The organism is Streptomyces sp. NPDC004065 (assembly GCF_044903565.1).
Taxonomy (GTDB): domain Bacteria; phylum Actinomycetota; class Actinomycetes; order Streptomycetales; family Streptomycetaceae; genus Streptomyces.
Genome location: NZ_JBJDQT010000046.1, coordinates 1 through 16,684, shown reverse-complemented (window position 1 = coordinate 16,684; position 16,684 = coordinate 1). Strand labels below are relative to the sequence as shown.

12 protein-coding genes and 2 pseudogenes are annotated in these 16,684 nt (G+C 75.8%); 4 read left to right on the top strand and 10 right to left on the bottom strand.

Annotated elements, in window-relative coordinates; translation table 11 throughout:
• Window positions 1-4: 4 nt before the first annotated feature.
• Complete coding sequence (locus tag ACI2LW_RS32150; RefSeq protein ID WP_404734792.1) at window positions 5-913, top strand: LysR family transcriptional regulator; 909 nt, start codon at window positions 5-7, stop codon at window positions 911-913.
• A gap of 458 nt (window positions 914-1,371) precedes the next feature.
• Here the strand turns inward: ACI2LW_RS32150 and ACI2LW_RS32145 are convergent, their stop codons facing one another.
• Window positions 1,372-2,211 (bottom strand): restriction endonuclease, encoded by an 840-nt coding sequence (locus ACI2LW_RS32145; RefSeq protein WP_404734791.1) that lies wholly within the window; start codon window positions 2,209-2,211, stop codon window positions 1,372-1,374.
• A gap of 372 nt (window positions 2,212-2,583) precedes the next feature.
• On the opposite strand from ACI2LW_RS32145, the gene ACI2LW_RS32140 reads away from it, so the two are divergent.
• Entirely contained in the window at window positions 2,584-3,687 is a 1,104-nt protein-coding gene (locus ACI2LW_RS32140; protein WP_404734790.1) for a PP2C family protein-serine/threonine phosphatase, read from the top strand.
• A gap of 514 nt (window positions 3,688-4,201) precedes the next feature.
• On the opposite strand, the gene ACI2LW_RS32135 is transcribed toward ACI2LW_RS32140, so the two are convergent.
• The 4 genes from ACI2LW_RS32135 to ACI2LW_RS32120 all read right to left on the bottom strand — a co-directional run bounded on the left by ACI2LW_RS32135 (window position 4,202) and on the right by ACI2LW_RS32120 (window position 8,771).
• Window positions 4,202-5,125: a short-chain dehydrogenase/reductase gene (locus tag ACI2LW_RS32135; RefSeq protein ID WP_404734789.1), complete on the bottom strand. Its 924-nt coding sequence runs from the start codon at window positions 5,123-5,125 to the stop codon at window positions 4,202-4,204.
• Between the two features lie 137 nt (window positions 5,126-5,262).
• Window positions 5,263-6,894 (bottom strand): phytoene desaturase family protein, encoded by a 1,632-nt coding sequence (locus ACI2LW_RS32130; protein ID WP_404734788.1) that lies wholly within the window; start codon window positions 6,892-6,894, stop codon window positions 5,263-5,265.
• Entirely contained in the window at window positions 6,887-7,423 is a 537-nt protein-coding gene (locus ACI2LW_RS32125) for an SRPBCC family protein (protein WP_404734787.1), read from the bottom strand. The genes ACI2LW_RS32130 and ACI2LW_RS32125 overlap by 8 nt, the downstream gene beginning before the upstream one ends.
• 274 nt (window positions 7,424-7,697) lie before the next feature.
• Window positions 7,698-8,771, bottom strand: a complete 1,074-nt coding sequence (locus ACI2LW_RS32120) for an NAD(+)/NADH kinase (protein ID WP_404734786.1) — start codon at window positions 8,769-8,771, stop codon at window positions 7,698-7,700.
• 219 nt (window positions 8,772-8,990) lie between these two features.
• Between ACI2LW_RS32120 and ACI2LW_RS32115 the strand changes: the two genes are divergently transcribed.
• The gene (locus ACI2LW_RS32115; protein WP_404734785.1) at window positions 8,991-9,161 is read left to right on the top strand and encodes a hydrophobic protein; all 171 of its coding nucleotides are present in this window, start codon (window positions 8,991-8,993) and stop codon (window positions 9,159-9,161) included.
• 95 nt (window positions 9,162-9,256) lie between these two features.
• Here the strand turns inward: ACI2LW_RS32115 and ACI2LW_RS32110 are convergent.
• The 5 genes and pseudogenes from ACI2LW_RS32110 to ACI2LW_RS32090 form a co-directional block, all read right to left on the bottom strand.
• Window positions 9,257-10,303, bottom strand: a pseudogene (locus tag ACI2LW_RS32110) (RNA polymerase sigma factor RpoD/SigA); the annotation flags it as partial.
• 393 nt (window positions 10,304-10,696) lie between these two features.
• Window positions 10,697-12,484, bottom strand: a complete 1,788-nt coding sequence (locus ACI2LW_RS32105) for a RecQ family ATP-dependent DNA helicase (RefSeq protein ID WP_404734784.1) — start codon at window positions 12,482-12,484, stop codon at window positions 10,697-10,699.
• 141 nt (window positions 12,485-12,625) lie between these two features.
• Window positions 12,626-13,000: a DUF488 domain-containing protein gene (locus tag ACI2LW_RS32100; protein ID WP_404734807.1), complete on the bottom strand. Its 375-nt coding sequence runs from the start codon at window positions 12,998-13,000 to the stop codon at window positions 12,626-12,628.
• Window positions 13,001-13,339: 339 nt separating this feature from the next.
• Window positions 13,340-14,038, bottom strand: a pseudogene (locus tag ACI2LW_RS32095) (YhjD/YihY/BrkB family envelope integrity protein); the annotation flags it as partial.
• Between the two features lie 296 nt (window positions 14,039-14,334).
• The gene (locus ACI2LW_RS32090) at window positions 14,335-14,805 is read right to left on the bottom strand and encodes an MSMEG_6728 family protein (RefSeq protein WP_404734783.1); all 471 of its coding nucleotides are present in this window, start codon (window positions 14,803-14,805) and stop codon (window positions 14,335-14,337) included.
• A gap of 198 nt (window positions 14,806-15,003) precedes the next feature.
• On the opposite strand from ACI2LW_RS32090, the gene ACI2LW_RS32085 reads away from it, so the two are divergent.
• On the top strand, window positions 15,004-16,593 hold the full coding sequence (locus ACI2LW_RS32085; RefSeq protein WP_404734782.1) for a hypothetical protein: 1,590 nt from the start codon (window positions 15,004-15,006) through the stop codon (window positions 16,591-16,593).
• Window positions 16,594-16,684 lie beyond the last annotated feature (91 nt).

Here is a 16,684-nt window from a genome sequence, read left to right as displayed (position 1 = left end):
TGCGATGGATCTCCAGGTACTGCGCTCCTTCCAGGCGGTGGCCGACGGCCTGACGGTCACCGAGGCGGCCGCCGAGGCCCGGATCACCCAGCCCGCCCTGTCACGGGCGCTGCACCGCCTGGAGGAAGAGGTCGGCGCCGACCTCTTCCAGCGCGTCGGCCGGCTGCTGCGCCCGACCCCGGCCGGGCGGGTGTTCAAGGAGTACGTCGACGCCGCCCTCGACAGCTACGACCGGGGCCGCCGCGCGGTGGCCGAGGTGGTCGACCCCGACGCGGGCCTGGTGTCCCTGGCGTTCCTGCACACCCTGGGCACCTGGCTGGTGCCCGAACTCGTCACCGGGTTCCGCCGGACCCATCCGCAGGTCCGCTTCGAGCTGCACCAGCACGGGGAGAACGGCCTGGTCCAGCACCTCCTCGACGCCACCGCGGACCTCATGATCACCAGCGGCGACCCCGGCCATCCGCTGATCACCTGGCGGCGGCTCCTGGTCGAGCCGCTGTGGCTCGCCGTGCCCACCCAGCACCGTCTGGCCGGACGCGGCCGGGTACGGCTGGCCGAGGTCGCCGAGGAGCCGTTCATCCTGCTCAAGCCCGGCTACGGGCTGCGCAGCGTCACCGAGACCCTGTGCCACCAGGCCGGCTTCACCCCGCACGTGGGGTTCGAGGGCGAGGAGGTGCACACCCTGCGCGGTCTGGTCGCGGCGGGCCTCGGCGTCTCCCTGATCCCCGCCTCCCCGGACACGGCGGCCACCGAGGACTTCCCGATCCGGTATCTGGAGCTCACCGATGTGCACGGCGCCCGTGACATCGGGATCGCCTGGCAGACCGGCCGGGTGCTGCCGCCGGCGCCCCGGCACTTCATCGACCACGCGCTCCGGGCGACCGCGGCGACGGCGGGCGAGGGGGCCGCATGACACACGGCGGCCGGCCCGCCGCGCCAGCGCCCATGCCCGCACCCGCACCCATGCCCGCACCCATGCCCGTGCCCGTGCCCGTGCCCGTGCCCGCCGGTGTGTGCCACGGCTCACAGCCGTCCGGTGCGTCCGCGCGGAACAACGGGTGATGGTTGACCGTTCACCTTTACGTGGCCGCGGAGGGGACAGTGTCCCCGGGCCTCACCTTCCGCCCATGGGGACGATCGTTCGGCTGAAGCCCCATGGAGCCCATCGCCGCGAGGCGACCGCCCTCCGCAGGCCACCACCGATCGGCCCCGGCTGGAACCCCCCGTCCAGCCGGGGCTTTCTCATGCGCCGGCGCGGACGCGTCCCCGGCGCGGCCCGGCTGTGTCCGGGCGGAGCGGTTCCGCGCCGCCCGTCCGCCTTCCGGCCCGTCCGTCCGCCGTCCCCTCCCGTCCGTCCGCCGTCCCCTGCCTCTACTGCCCGGCGCACTCCCGCGGCGGCCCGTCGGCGGGCACGGCGAGCCAGGGCGGCGAGGCCGAGCCCTCGCTCCACGCGCGCAGGGCCGGCCCGTCCACGCAGACGATCCCGCACCGCTCGGCGTACTCCGCCGCCGGAGCGGTGACATCGCCGGTCGTGACCAGGATCGCGACGTCGGCGCCGTGGACGGTGTAGCAGGTGCCGCCGAAGCGCTGCAGTTCCTCCGAGCCGACCCGGTGGGTGCCGAGGTAGCGCTTGCACTGGACGACCAGGCGCCGTCCGTCCGGGGTCTCGGCCAGCACATCGGCGCCGAGGTCCCCGGCCCCGCCGACGACCTCCACCCGCGCGCACCCGTCGCGTTCGCACAGCGCGGCCACCGCCTGCTCGAACTCCTCCGGGCTCAGCGCCTCGTGGTCGACGGGGCCGGCCTCCGGGGCGCCCGCGGTCGCGGGGCCCGCCTCCCACGGGTCCGCCCCGGGAGCCGCCGGGCCGGCCTGCGGCGCCCCGGGCCCGGGAGCGCACTCGGTCTCCAGGGCGTCCAGCGCGGTCCGGGTCGCCTCCTGCAGTGCCGCGGCCGCCCGGCGGGCGGCCTTCCTCGCCGAGTGACGGCGGCGTCCGCGCCGTACAGTGAGGGCGGTGGCCGCGGCGACCAGGCACAGGAAGGCCGTCCAGGCCGGACGCCGTTCCGCGGCGGCCGCCGCCGCGCGGGCGGTGAGGCCCAGCGCCACGAACAGCAGGGCGAGCAGGGCGAAGAAGACTGTGGTGGCACGCAGGTCGAACGCGCGCCGGCCGCTCCGGCGCCCGATGGCACGGAGACGGCGTGCAGGCGTGGTCACGGCGGTGGGTGGCCCTTCCGGTCGGCTGTCAAGATCACGCGGTCCGTCTGCCCCGGATCGCCCGCCTCACCGGCCGGCCCGTTCCTGACATGCCCGTGCGTGGAGCAATGGTCAGGGCGGGGCGGTGCGCGGCAGCACGCTGGTGTCTTGATCAAGTCCGCCGGGAGTTCCTGTGAACAGGCCGCCTGCCGCTTTCCGCCACGACCGCCGTACGAGGCCGGAACGCGCCCCCGCGCGCTCCGCCTCCCCGCCCCCGCCGCGGGCCGCCGGCCGTGGCCGCCGGGGCGAGCGGTGAGCCGACCGGGCAACGGCCGGGAAGGAAACCGCCGTACGGGCGCCGCGGGCGCCGGGCGCGCCGGGCAGCCGCCAGAGGTGCCGGCACCGCCGCTGTGGCTGCGCTGGCTGCCCGCCTTCTACGTGGCGATGGTGCTGGCCATCGAGCCCATCACGCCGGTGGAGTGGCCGGTGAGCTTCCTGCTCATCGCCCTGCCGCTGATCGCCGCCTACGCCCACGGGCCGGCCGTGGTCGCCGCCGTCGCCGTGTTCGCCCTGGCGTTCGAGGGGGTGCTGGCGGGCACCCCTTGCTGTGCGGGCCGGTCCGTGGGCTACCTGTGGGACCGCCACTACGTCGCCAACTACTTCTGCACCAGCCTGGTGGGCGTGCTGGGCACCCTCCTCGCGGTGCACCGGATCCGCCGCGAGCGCGCGCTGGCCACGGTGCGGTCGGTGGCGGAGACCGCGCAGCGCGTGCTGCTGCGGCCGACGCCCGGCCGGCTCGGCCGGATCTCCCTGGACACCCTCTACCTCTCCGCGGCGGCGGAGGCGCGCATCGGCGGCGACCTGTACGAGGCGGTGCCCACGGCGTACGGGGTACGGCTGCTCGTCGGCGACGTCCGGGGCAAGGGCCTGGTCGCCGTGGAGACCGCCGCGACGATGCTGGGCGCCTTCCGGGAGGCCGCCCACGACGAGCCGGAGCTGAGCGGCCTGGCCCGCCGCTTGGAGCGCAGCATGAGCCGGCATGCCGCGGAGCTGCCCGGCAGCGAGGCCGCGGAGCGGTTCGTCACCGCGGTGTTCGCGGAGGTCCCCGACCACGAGGAGGTGGTCCGCATCGTCAACTGCGGTCATCCGCCGCCGCTGCTCGTCGGCGGCGGGCAGTGCCGTGAGCTGCACGCGAGCGATCCCGCGCCGCCCATCAACCTGTTCGCGCTCGCCGGGGACGGCTACCGGGTGGACGTGGTGCCCTTCTGCCCCGGGGACCTGCTGCTGCTGTACACCGACGGCGTCACCGAGACGCGGGACGCCGCCGGGGAGTTCTATCCGCTCGTCGACCGCGTGCGGTCGTGGACCGCCCCGCTGCAGCCGCGCGAGCTGCTCGACCGGCTGCACGCGGACCTCCTCGCCTACAGCGGCGGCCACCTCGACGACGACATCGCCGCCCTCGCCGCCTGCCGCCTCGCCGACGAAACCGACGACTGAGACCCCCTCCGGTGCGGGCATGCTCCCCGGTCACCGGGCCGGGCCAGGTACCCAGGGCCGGGCCGGGTGCCCGGGGCCCAGCCGACCACCGCCGGGCCGGACGGCCGGGCCGCGCGGAACGGTCACCGCCGCGCCGGGCCGCCCCGCGGAGCGGCTCCGCGGAGCGGCTCCGCAGGACAGCTCCGCCGAACAGCCCCGGCGGGCGCCGCGCCACCAGGCACACGTCCCGCGGTGCCGCCGGGTGCCCGCCCCGGGCCGTGGAGGGCACGGCCGGCCGGGCACAGCGGGGACGGCGAGGACGGCCGGGCACGGCCAGGCACAGCCGGGGGCCGCCGGGCACAGCGAGGACGGCAAGGCACGGCAAGGCACGGCCAGGGACGGCCGGGCACGGCCAGGGACGGCCAGACACAGCCGGGCACAGCGACGACGGCCGGGCACGGCCAGGCACAGCCGGGGACAGCCAGGCACAGCCGGGGACAGCCAGGCACAGCCGGGGACAGCCGGGGACGGCCGGTCAGACGTCGCTGCCGGACGCCGGCGGCTCCGGGTGGGGCGCGTGGCCGCGTTCGTCGGCCCGGCCGCCCGCGCCGAGCAGGCCCGAGGGAGCGAGGGGGCCGCCCGCCTCCAGGCGTGGCAGCAGGCGGCGGGCACGGCGCGTCACCACCGCCGGCACGGCGGCGCGGCCCGCCTGCACCAGGCGCAGCCACCGGGGTACGTACACGGCGGTGCTGCGCCGTTCCACGGCGTCCCCGAGGCGGGCGGCGACCTGCTCCGGACCGCGGATCGGGCGGCCGGGCGGCGGCAGTGCGGCGCGCAGCTCGCGCAGGGACGTGTACCGCCGGCCGTCGCGGATCATGTCGGTGTCGATCCAGTTGGCGTAGGCGACGCCGACGGCCACCCCCCGGTGCGCGACCTCGGCGCGCAGGGCGTGGGCGAAGGCCTCGGCGCCCGCCTTGGAGGCGGAGTAGGCGCTCATCAAGGGGGCGGCTGCCAGGGAGGCGAGGGAGCCGACGCAGAGGAAGTAGCCGGCCGTGCTCAGCAGGTCGGGGAGGAAGACACGCGCGGTGAGGGCGCTGCCGGTCAGGTTGACCTCGACCACCCGGCTGAAGGTGGCGTGGTCGGTCGCGGCGAACGGGCCCGCCTCGGCGACCCCCGCGTTGGCGACGACGGCGGACGGACGGCCCAGGCGTGCGCGGATCTCGTCGGCCGCCCGCTGCAGTTGGTCGGGCTCGGTGACATCGGCCTCCAGGGCCAGGGCGGGGACGGGCAGGGAGGCCGCCAGCGCCTCGAGCCGGGGGTGCTCGTGGCCCAGCAGCGCCAGCCGGGCGCCGCGCCGGGCGAGGTCCGCCGCCAGTGCGGCGCCCAGCCCGCGCGCGGCTCCCGTCACCACGACGGTGCGGCCTCGCAGTGGGCCGTCCCCCGGTTCACGTCCGCGCACGGGCGTCGTCCCTTCGCTCCGGGCCGCGTCCCTCTCCGCTCCGGGGCCGCGGCGCCTGTGCCGCGGGCGGCGGTCCTTCCGTTCCCGGCTCGCGGCCCGCCGTCGCGCCCGGTGGGCGCCGGGCGGTCAGCGGGCGGTCAGCGGGCCGGGGAGGCCTTCCGGCCCAGGCGGTCGCGCCGTCCCAGCAGCCGCTGGACCGCGTGCAGTCCCGGGGGCAGCCGGCGGCGCAGCGCGGCGCGGGCCGCGTTGGCGCCCGGCGCTCCGTGCACCCCGCCGCCGGGGTGGGCGCCGGCGGAGGCGAGGAAGAGCCCGGACACGGGCGTCTCCGGGCGCCCGGTGCCGGGCAGCGGGCGGAAGAAGAGTTCCTGGTGGAGGGCCGTGGTGCCGCCGTTGATGGCGCCGGCGTCGAGATTGCGGTTCAGGGACTGCAGGGTGGGCGGCGCGAGGATCCGCCGGGAACGGACGGTGGCGCGGAAGCCCGGCGCGAACCGTTCGACCTGCCGCTCGACCCGGTCGGCCATGATCTCCTGCTCCTTGGTGTCCCAGGCGCCGGTCAGCCCCTCGTCCCCCGCGTCGCCCGTGATCTCGCGCGGCAGGTGGGTGTAGGCCCAGGCCGACTCGGTGCCCCGGGGCGAGCGGGTGGCGTCCGCGGTGGTCATCTGCCCGAACAGTGCGAACGGCCGGTCGGGGACCTGCCGCATGGCGATCTGCGCGGCGAACCGGGTGAGTTCGTCCATCCCGTCGGCCAGGTGCACGGTGCCCGCCCCCGCGGCCTGCTCGGTCCGCCAGGGCACCGGGGAGTCCAGCGCCCAGTCGACCTTGAAGGTGGCGAAGTCCCACTGGAAGCGGCGCAGGTCGTCCATCAGCTGGGCGGGCAGGTGCTCGGGCTCGACGAGCTCGCCGTACAGGGCGGGCACGGACACGTCCGCGAGGACGGCGCGCCGGGCGGACACCGTCGCGCCGCCCGCCGTGCGGACGCCGACGGCGCGCCCGTCGCGCACGACGACGCGCTCCACCCGCTCCCCGCAGCGCAGGATGCCGCCGCGGGCGCTCAGCCGCCGGACGAGGGCGGCGGTGAGGCTGCCTGAGCCGCCGACCGGGACGGGGAAGCCGTGGGACTGTCCGAGCATGGACATCAGCCAGCCGAAGCCGCCGCTGCCCGCCGCCTCGGGGGCGAGGTCCGCGTGCAGGGCGTTGCCGGCCAGCAGGAGCCGGCCGCCCTCGCCGCGGAACTCCTCCTCCCCCAGGCGGCGCACCGGCAGCACCAGGGTGCGGGCCATGCGCAGGCCGCCCGTGCCCCGCAGCCGGGCGGCGAGCCTGGCGCCGGCCACGACCGGCGGGAAGGGCGTGAAGAGGGCGGACAGCAGGTCGTGGCCGAGCCGGTCCCAGATCTCGTGCAGATGGCGCCAGGCGTCGCCGTCGCCGGCGGCGAAGGCGTCGAGCGACCGGGCGGTGGTGTCGAGCCGGCGGTCGAGGACCGCGCACCTGCCGTCGGTCAGCGGATGGGCGAGCACGTGCGGTGCGTGGCTCCAGCGCAGCCCGTGGTCCTGCAGACGCAGTCCGGCCAGGATCGGGGAGGCGGCGGCGAGGGGGTAGAAGGAGCTGAAGAGGTCGCTGACGAACTCGGGGTCCACGCCCCGGTCGTGGCGCACCGCGCCACCGGGTTCGGGCTGCTCCTCCAGGACGTGCACGCTCCAGCCCGCGTCGGCGAGGACGTTCGCGGCCACCAGTCCGTTGGGGCCGGACCCGATCACCACGGCGTCAGGCACGGCCGCCTCCCGGCTCCCGCAGTCCGGCGGCGGGCCGGCCGGCCGGATCCGCGATGTGCCGCTCGTGGCGGGCCGCCTCGGCCCCGTCCCGCCTGCCCTGCTCTTCGCAGACCTTGGCGAGCCGGGCGAGCATGGCCCGGTGCCGGATCTGGATCAGCGCCTCGACGCCCACGTTGTGCACCATGCCGCCGGCGCCCCGCAAGGGGTGCTCGTCCACGATCACCAGGCAGTGTTCCCTGCCCCACGGGCGCAACTCGATGGCGATGCGCGCGGTGCCGAGGAATCCCGCGTGCGCCTCGAGTTCCAGGGCGGAGCCCTCCTCGCAGCGGCGTACCACGGTCTCGTTGGTGAGGCTGACGGGTCCCAGCCGGATCTGGTAGGCGATGGCCGAGTCGACCTCGGGCCACTGCCCGCGCACGGGGCGCGAGGCGCTGGTGCCGACCACCCATTCGGCGTACCGGGTGCCGTCCGCGAGAACGGTCCACACCTCCTCCGGACTGGTCCTGATCAGACGGTGACGCACTGCCACGCGAGCCTCCGGGAGTCGCTGTCCGCCGGTTGGTCACCGCCGAGTGCCCCGGCCCGCACCGGTCAACCGGTCGATCGGTCAACCGCGGAACACCGTGCGGCGGGCGAGCGGTCCGCTTCAAGATTCGCCGGACCGCGCACCCACTGCAATTCGTGGGCCACCGCGGGCGAGGGGCGCCAGCGCCCGGGCGACGCCCGTCCCTGCGCCCGGCCCGGATGCGCCGGGCCACGCCCGTCCCCACGCCCGCCCGGATGCGCCCGGGCCACGCCCGTCCCTACGCCCGTCCGGGGGCGCCCCGGGGTGCGGACGGCATGGCCAGGTGCGCGAGGTCTCCCGGCGGCGGGGTGGTGTGGGGCCACAGCGGGGCCGGCATCCCGTCGGCCACCGCGGCGGGGGCGTCGGTGAGGTTCATGCGGTCGCGCAGCCGGCCGTAGAAGTCCATGGGTCCCATCCGGACGGCGCGCAGCCGGCGCGGGGCCGCGTAGACGCCGATCCAGTCGCCGGGGTCCAGCACTCCGCGCAGCTGGCCGTCGATGCTGACGGCGGCCTGGCCGGAGCGGTCGAGGATCCGCAGGGCGACCGGCTCGTCGGGCGCGGCCACCACGGAGCGGTTGAACGCCATGTGCGGGGCGACGGGGGTGAAGACGAGCGCGTCCGTGCGGGGCGAGACGACCGGGCCGCCGGCGGCGAAGCTGTAGGCCGTCGAACCGGTCGGGGTGGCGACCAGCAGGGCGTCGGCGGAGTAGGACGCCAGCAGCCGGCCGGCCAGGTAGACGCCGACCGACACCTGCCGGTCCCGGGTCAGTTTCTCGAGGACGACGTCGTTGAGGGCGGTGACGTTCAGCGCGACGCCCCACTCCCCGCCGGCCTCGCAGTCGGTGCGCACCCGCGGCGGCGGCAGCAGCGGGCCGCGGCCGTAGCGCATCAGTTCCCCGATCTCGGCCGGCATCTCCAGCCGGCGCGAGGCGCGCATGGTGAGCATCATGCGGCTCTCCACGGTCGAGCGGTCCTCCCGGACCGCGTCCAGCGCGGCGCGCACCCCGTCCGCGGCGACCTCGGTGAGGAAGCCGACGCGGCCGAGGTCGACGCCGAGGACGAGGGCGTCGTTCTCGGCGGCCAGCCGGGCGCCGCGCAGGAAGGTGCCGTCGCCGCCCAGGGTGACGACCAGGTCCGGGTCGCCGGCCGCCGCCACCTCCTCGCGGGCGCTGCGGCGCCCGCCGTCCTGCCACACGTCGATGTCCGTGCAGTGCACGCCGTGCTCGCGGCTCCAGGCGTGCACCGTCGCGGCGGCCTGCGCGGCCTGTACGCGTCCTCCGTGGACCACGAGGCCGATACGACGCACCGTCACATCCGTCTCCGAACCGTCTCGTCAGCGCCTTGCCCCGGTACCGGCTCCCGCCCCGCCCGGAACCGGCTCTCATCCTCCCCGCCCGGCCCACCCTCCACGGCACGCCACGCCGAGTGGGGAGATGGCCCCGTCTGCCCCCGTCCACACCATCAAAACCGGGGAATTCAGGGGCGTTGTCCTGCGAATGCCGGGCATCAGGTGGAGCGGAGGTTGATATCCATGGTTCCTTTGCTGCTGGTTCTGCTGCTCGCGCTGATCTTGTTCGGCGCCGGGTTCGCCCTCAAGGCCCTGTGGTGGATCGCGCTCGTCGTGCTCGTGGTGTGGCTGCTCGGCTTCGTCGTGCGGCCGGCGGGCGGCGGGGGCCGGAAGGGCCGCTGGTACCGCTGGTGACGGCCGCCGGGGCGGTCGCGGCGGTCGCGGCGCCTGACCGGTCACGACGGTGCGAGGGTGTGCGCCCGGCGGATTCCGCCGGGCGCACACCCGTGTCAGCCCGCCCAGGCCAGCAGGCGCTCCCCCGGCTCCTGTTCGCGCAGTCGCTCCAGTGACTGCTTCTCCAGCTGGCGCACGCGCTCCCGGGTCAGGCCCACATGCTCCGCAACCTCCTTCAGGGTGCGCGCGTGCCCGTCGTGCAGGCCGTAGCGGAGGCTGAGGATCATGGCCTCGCGGGGCGCGAGGGTGTCCACGGCCTCCCGCAGCTCCTCCGCGAGCGCCTGGTACTCGGCGACCTCGGGCGCCTGCAGCACCTCGGTGTCCGGGATCAGGTCGCCCACCACCGTCTCGCCCGTGTCGTCCACCGGGGTGTCCAGACTGACCACCTGCCGGCCCACCCGGCGCAGCCAGCTCACCTTGTCCGCGGCCAGGCCGCTTTCCCGGGCGACCTCCTCGACGGTCGGTTCGCGGTCGAGACGCAGGTGCAGCTTGCGCTCGACCTTGGCCAGTTTCTGCAGCTGTTCCACCACGTGCACCGGCAGCCGGACCGCGCGGGCGTGGGTGGCCAGGCCCCGCTCGATGGCCTGCCGGATCCACCAGGTGGCATAGGTGGAGAACTTGAATCCCTTGGTGTGGTCGAACTTCTCCACCGCCCTGATCAGGCCCAGATTCCCCTCCTGGATCACGTCGAGCAGCGGCAGCCCGCGGTGGGCGTGCCGCTTGGCCATGGCCACCACGAGCCGGAGGTTGGCGCGGACCATGTGGTCCTTGGCGGCCAGGCCGTCGCGCACGACGGCCTCCAGCCGGCGCCGCCGCTCGGCCGGCGGCTCCCCGCCGCCCGCCCCTGGCCGGCCCCGCTCCCCCGCGCCCCCCGCGTCCTCCGGGGCTCCCGGCCCTTCCAGGCCTTGCCGGTCCTCCAGATCCTGCCGGTCCTCCAGGTCCCCCACCTCTTCCAGCTCTTTCAGCTCCTCCAACTCCTCCATGGCCCTGACACCGGCCTCGATACGGCGGGCCAGTCGTACCTCGCCCTCGGCGTCCAGCAGTTCGGTGGCCGCGATCTGGCGCAGGTACTGCCCCAGCAGATCGGGTTCGTCGTCGGGTTCGAAGCCCCCGGCGTACCGTCCGGCGGCCCGCACGCCGGACCTGCCCCGCCCCCGGCCCGGGCCCCGGGCGACCGCCCTCGTCACGCGCGCCCCCTCGGACGCCCCGTTTTCCTCCGCTGCCCGTGGCCGGTTCGTCTCTCGGGCTCCGTCTGTCCCATCCGTCGCGGGAGCCATCTCGGCGCTCCTCATCACCTCGCGTCCCGGGACTTCTCGCGTCCCGGGCGGGCCGGGTACCCGCAGCGGCCGGGTCACGCCCCCACGGCAGAAAAAGCGCAGGTATGGTCTGCGCCCACCTCCCCTCCCACGCCCACACCGGCCCCGACGCCTCCCGGCACCGGCTGCAAGCCGGCCCGGGGTGCGACCGCGGCCGCGCCGAGGACCCGTGGACTCCTCTCAGTCCCCGTCCAAGGCGGGCGCCGGGTCCTCCCCGTCCCCCGCCCCCGCCCCGTCCAGCACGGTGAGCAGGTCCTCGCGTCCGGCCAGCGCCTCCAGGGACAGCGTGTGGTAGCCGGCCTCGTCGAACAGGACGGTGATGCGGTCGCCGTCCTCGCTCAGCACGCTGCCCTCGCCCCACCGGCCGTGCCGCACCCGGGCGCCGACGGGGTAGCGGGCCGCGGCGGGATGAACCGGCCGTCCGGCCGCGCCGCCCGCGCCGCCCGCGCCGCTCGTGACGGTGCCGTCTCCCCCGGCGGCGTCCTCGGCGGCCCGGGCGTCGCAGGTGTCGCAGTTGCCGCACGGCGCCTCGTAGGGCTCGCCGAAGTAGCCGAGCAGGAAGTGGCGCCGGCAGCCGGTGGTCTCGGCGTACGCGCGGGCCATCTCCACGCGGGACCGGTCGGTACGGCGGTGCGCCTCGGCCGTGCGCTGCGCCCGCCGCACCGCCGTGGAGGGCGCGGTGCCGGGGACCGGGCGCACCTCGCCCTCCTCGTCCGTGGTGACGGTCCCCGCCTCCTCCAGCAGGTTCACGGCGGCGGTGACCCGGTTGCGGGACATGCCCGTCTCCTCGCGCAGCTCGCCCAGGGCGGCTGGGTCGTCCCCGTGCTCGTGGACGGCGCCGGCGACCTCGGCCAAGGCGTCCCGCCCCGCCGTGCGGACGGCGAAGTACGTCTGCGTCCCGGTGTCCTCGGGACGGTAGAGCAGCACCGCGAGCGCGGCCCCGCCGTCCCGGCCGCAACGGCCGGTCTCCTGGTAGTAGGCGTCGAGCGACCCGGGCAGCGCCGCGTGCAGCACGTACCGTACGTCCTCCTTGTCGATCCCCATGCCGAACGCGGAGGTGGCCACGACGACGTCCGCCGCGCCGGACTGGAACGCCTCGTGGATCCGGGTGCGCTCGGCGGCGCGCAGCCCCGCGTGGTACGCCTCGGCCGTGAACCCGAGGGCGGCCAGCTCCGCGGCGTAGTGCTCGGTGTCCTTGCGGGTCGCCGCGTAGACCAGACCGGGTTTCGGCTCGGCCGCGGCCCGCTCCACCACGACGCGCCGCCGGGTGTCCTCGTCGAGGTGGCGGTGGACCTCGAGCCTGATGTTGGGGCGGTCGAACCCGGTGACCAGGACGCGCGGCCGGTCCATGCCGAGCCGTTCGGCGATCTCGTTGCGCACCGGCGGGGCCGCGGTCGCCGTCAGCGCCAGCACCGGGGGCCGCCCCATGCGCCGTACCGCCTGCTCCAGGCGCAGGTAGTCGGGGCGGAAGTCGTGGCCCCAGGAGGAGACGCACTGTGCCTCGTCCACCACGAACAGGGACGGGCCGGCCTCGGCCAATCGCTCCACGGACTCGTCCTTGGCCAGCTGCTCCGGCGCCAGGTAGAGGAAGCGGGCCGTTCCGTCGGTCACGGCCCGCCAGGCGGCCCGCTCCTCGGCCGCGGTGAGGTCCGAGTTGACCGCGACGGCGACCGGTGACCGGCCGCCCCCGGGCAGCCCGGCGATCTGGTCGCGCTGCAGGGCCAGCAGCGGTGAGACGACCACCACCGGCCCGGACAGCAGCAGCCCGGGCACCTGGTAGACGGCCGACTTGCCGGAGCCGGTGGGCATGACCACCAGCGCGTCCCGGCCCTCGAGGACCCACTCCATCGCCGTGAGCTGCTCCGGGCGCAGCGACTCCCAGCCGAACACCTCGGCGGCCGCCGCGCGCAGGCGCTCGGCCGGCCGCCGCTCGTGCGGGGACGCGGCCGTGGGGGCGGTGCTGTGCATGGGCGGCTCCTCGTCGTGCTGGGCGCGGGCCGACGGGACGGCTTCCCGCGCGGCGGCCGGTCCGGGTACCCGGACCTGCACCGGTCCAGTCGGCCTGCCCCAGTTCCGCCCCTTCCCGCTCAGGCGCCGGTGGACCCGTCCTCAGGCGCAGCTGGACCCGTCGCCGGTCAGCCACTCGGCCAGGACGGCGGCCTGGCTGTGGTCCAGGTCCTTCGTGGCGGTCAGCAGCGTGAGCGGCTGGTGGGCGGCGAGGTCGCGCAGCCGGCGGGCCGCCTCCCGGTGCCCGGCGTCGCCCAGTTCGGCGAGGTAGCGGCGGCGGAACTCCTCGAAGCGGCTCGGCTCGTGGCCGTACCAGCGGCGCAGTTCGGTCGACGGGGCGACGTCGCGCAGCCACTCGTCCAGGTGGGCGTCCTCCTTGCGCATGCCGCGCGGCCACACCCGGTCGACGAGGACGCGTGTGCCGTCCCGCGGGGTGGCGTCCTCATAGACGCGCCGGCAGGTGATCCGCTGGGCCATGACGGGGTCTCCTTCTCTGCCGTGGGCCCCGGTGGGCCCGTACCGGCGCCCGCCCGGGAGTGTTCCTGAGGAGTGACGTCCGGGACCCGTGTCCCCCTGGTCGGGTCTCTCGCCGTCCACGGTGTGCGGGGGCGGGTCGAAGTGCACGGTGATCTTCTCGAAGCCCTTGAAGGACTCCGTGGCCGCGTAGGTGCGGTAGGCGCGCCGGTCACCCGGGCTGAGGTGGACCCGGTCGGTGAACGGGCTGAGCAGGCTGCGCGGCCACAGCCGCATGCACCGCACGGCGGTGATCTCCGCGGACAGCAGGTACACCAGCGCGCCCAGGTAGATCCAGGCCAGCAGGCCGAGCACGATCCCGAACAGGCCGTACGTGGCCGTCGTGCCCCGCAGCACGTGGTCGACGTAGTACGTGCCGCCCCACAGCAGCACCTGCCAGGCGCACGCGCCGCCCAGCGCCGCGCCGTAGACCTGGCGCAGCGGCAGCGGGCGGTGGGTCAGCAGGTGGTAACTGGCCACCAGCAGGGCCGCGTTCAGCAGGACGGCCAGGACACCGGCCACGACGCGCACGCCCACGGCGAGGCGGGCGCCGAAGAGGCCGGCCGCCGACTCCGCGGCCAGCGACAGGGCCGTGGTGACGCACAGGCCGATCGCGAGCAGGGCGAGGAACTTCAGCCCCTTCCACCGGGAGCGGAACGGGTCGGGGCGGGCGTGCCGGGGTACGGCGAAGATCTTGTTCAGGGCGAGCTGGGCGGCCTGCGCCACGTTGAGCGCCCCGTAGAGGCTGCCCGCCACGCCCACCGTCACGGCGACGGCGCTGCCGTGGAAGGAGTGGATGTTGTGGGCGATCTGGTCCCCGATCACCGGGAACTCGCTCAGCGCCGAGTTCAGCACGGCGCGTTGCAGACCGGGACTGGAGCTCAGGACGGAGCTGAGCACCGCCACGAGGAGGAGCAGCAGCGGGAACAGCGCCAGGAAGCCGTAGTAGGTCAGCAGCGCGGCCAGGTAGGCGGCCTGGTCGTCGTAGAACTTGTAGATCACGGCCAGCGGCAGGCCCGCCCAGCGATGCCGTCGCTGGTAGCCATCCAGCCTGGCCAGCACTCCCGTGCGCCTGCCCGCACCGTCGGCCGTGGATCCTCGCACGCCGGACGTCACCCCCTTCCAGTGCCCTGGCCAGGGATTTTCATGCGGTGCGGCGGCCCCGCGCCGCCCGGCGCCGGGGGTGATCGACGGCGGCCCGGGCGGTTGCCCCGTCCCCGTGGACGCCGACGACGCCGGCGGGCCGCTCGCCCTGATGACCGGGGCGGAGCAGTCGGGCTCCGGACCCCCGCGGGCGGTCACGCCTCGCGGTCGGAGGACGGCCAGACGTACGGCAGGTCGTCCGGCACCCCCGGGAACACGGGGCCGTAGGTCTCCGGGTCCTTGCGCACCAGCGCCGAACGGTGGCTGCGGTGCAGGGCCTCCTGGCCCAGCCAGGGCGGCAGCTCGCCGGCCTCCGCCAGCTCCCGCTGCCCGCGCACGGCCTGCGTGCCCGGCCGGAACGCGGTGAGGTCGGCGACCAGCTTGGCCGCGCAGCTGTCCTGATGGCCGAGCTCCCGCCAGACGCGGCAGACGTCCAGGCCGTAGCGCACCAGCGCCTCCTCGTAGCCCGCCCACATGCGCACCGCCGGATGCCGGCGCCAGCCGTACCCGGGGACGGTCAGGCCGCGCAGCACCTGCAGCGCCTCCACCCGCTGCTTGCCGAGCCGCCGGCGGTCGAGCACCTCGGCGGACGCGGTGAAATCGGCGTACGGCAGGAAGGTCTGCATCCTTGCCTCCCGGGTCGTCGGCGGTGGCGGGCAGGCCCGTCCGACAGTCTTGCGTCTGTTCCGGCTCCGGGCGCGTCCGCGTCCCGCGTTCCGCTGGACGGCGCAACGCCGCTGGGCCACAGGGGGCGCGGGGCGCGTGAGCGGTGTGTGCGTGGTGGAAGGAATGGCGCACCCGCCGATCCGATCCGAGGAGGCCGGATGCCCGAAGCTGTGGTCGACGGCGGCGTTCCGCGCGCCGCCGCCCTGGACGGCGCTGCCGCACCCGACGGCCCGGGCGGGCCGGAGGGGTCCGCGTTCGAGCGGCTGGGCGCGGTGGCCGACGCGATCCTCTACGAGGGCTATCTGCTCTATCCGTACCGCCGCTCGTCGGGCAAGAACAAGGTCCGCTGGCAGTTCGGGGTCCTGCTGCCGCGCGACTGGGCCGAACGCGACGGACCGGTGCCGGCCGGGGTGTCGGGGTCGGCGGACTCGTGGTACCAGCAGACCGAGTGCGTGCTGCGGGTGCGCCGGCCGGGCGCCGTGCTGCGGGTGCGGGTCCGCCATCTGCACATGCTGCACAAGCAGGTGGAACAGGCCGGCCCGGACGGGCGGTACCGCCCGGTCGAGTCGCTGCGGACGGGCGACGGCGCCACCCATCTCAGCTTCGACGAGGCGGTGCCGTGCGAGACGGAACTGGTCGTCCCGGTCGACGACCTGCCGCTGCGGGAGCACTCCGTCCCGGTCGGGGCGGCGGCCGCGGAGACCGTCGAGCCGCTGCCCGGGGGCGCCGGGCGGCTCGTACGGCGGCGCGCACCGCTCATGGCGCGGACCACGGTGTCCGCCGAACGGCTCGCGCGGGACCTGCTGCGGCTGCGGGTGCGCACCGAGAACACGGCCCGGGCGGCACAGGTGGCGGCGCCCCGGGAGGAGGCGCTGCGCCAGGCGCTCATCGCCACGCACACGCTGATCGGCGGCACGGACGTGGAGTTCGTCTCGATGACCGACCCGCCCGCGGAGCTGGCGGAGAACGTCCGGGAGTGCCGCAACGCGTTCACCTTCCCGGTGCTCGGCGGTGACCCGGCCGCCGGCGGCTCTGGCACGCGGGCGATCACGGGCACGGGGGAGAGCGCGGGCACGGGGGAGATGATGCTGTCGTCGCCGATCATCCTCCCCGACCACCCCCAGGTCGCACCGGAGAGCCCCGGCGACCTGCACGACGCGGCGGAGATCGACGAGATCCTCACATTGCGCACGATGCTGCTGACCGACGAGGAGAAGCGCGAGGCGCGCGCCACCGACCCGCGGGCGGCCGAGATCCTCGACCGGGTCGACACCATGCCCGACGAGATCCTCGCCCGGCTGCACGGCGCGATCCGCTCCCTGTCCCCCGCCGCGCCCGCGGCGCCCGCAGCGGCGGAACACGGGCGGCCGGCCGCGCCGTCCGGCGCCGGCGGCCCGCGGCCCGCCTGGTGGCAGGAGGGCGGGGACGAGGGGCTCTCCCCGACGACCGACACCGTGCTCGTGGACGGGGTGGAGGTGGGCCGCGGCAGCCGGGTCCGGCTGCGCCCGCGCGCCAGGGGCAGCGACGTCCAGGACATGTTCCTGGCGGGGCGGACCGCCGAGGTCGCCGCCGTCCACCACGACGTGGACGGCAGCGCGCACCTGGCCGTCACGCTCGACGACGACCCGGCGTCCGAACTGCACACCTGGTACGGCCGTTTCCACTACTTCAGGCCGGACGAACTCGAACCGCTCGAACCGCTCGAGCAGCACGACTCCCGACACCAGCACAGCGAGGGGCAGCAATGACGGCTACCGAGTCCCGTGCGGGGCAGCGCAGACCGGCGCAGATCGTGGACATGTCCTGGGACCCGATCACCCGCATCATCGGCAACCTGGG

What these genes read in the sequence shown, in the direction of transcription:
- ACI2LW_RS32150 (WP_404734792.1), top strand. Translation starts at nt 5, where the DNA reads ATGGATCTCCAGGTACTGCGCTCCTTCCAGGCGGTGGCCGACGGCCTG.
- ACI2LW_RS32115 (WP_404734785.1), top strand. Translation starts at nt 8,991, where the DNA reads ATGGTTCCTTTGCTGCTGGTTCTGCTGCTCGCGCTGATCTTGTTCGGC.
- ACI2LW_RS32105 (WP_404734784.1), bottom strand. Translation starts at nt 12,484, where the DNA reads ATGCACAGCACCGCCCCCACGGCCGCGTCCCCGCACGAGCGGCGGCCG.
- ACI2LW_RS32100 (WP_404734807.1), bottom strand. Translation starts at nt 13,000, where the DNA reads ATGGCCCAGCGGATCACCTGCCGGCGCGTCTATGAGGACGCCACCCCG.
- ACI2LW_RS32090 (WP_404734783.1), bottom strand. Translation starts at nt 14,805, where the DNA reads ATGCAGACCTTCCTGCCGTACGCCGATTTCACCGCGTCCGCCGAGGTG.
- ACI2LW_RS32085 (WP_404734782.1), top strand. Translation starts at nt 15,004, where the DNA reads ATGCCCGAAGCTGTGGTCGACGGCGGCGTTCCGCGCGCCGCCGCCCTG.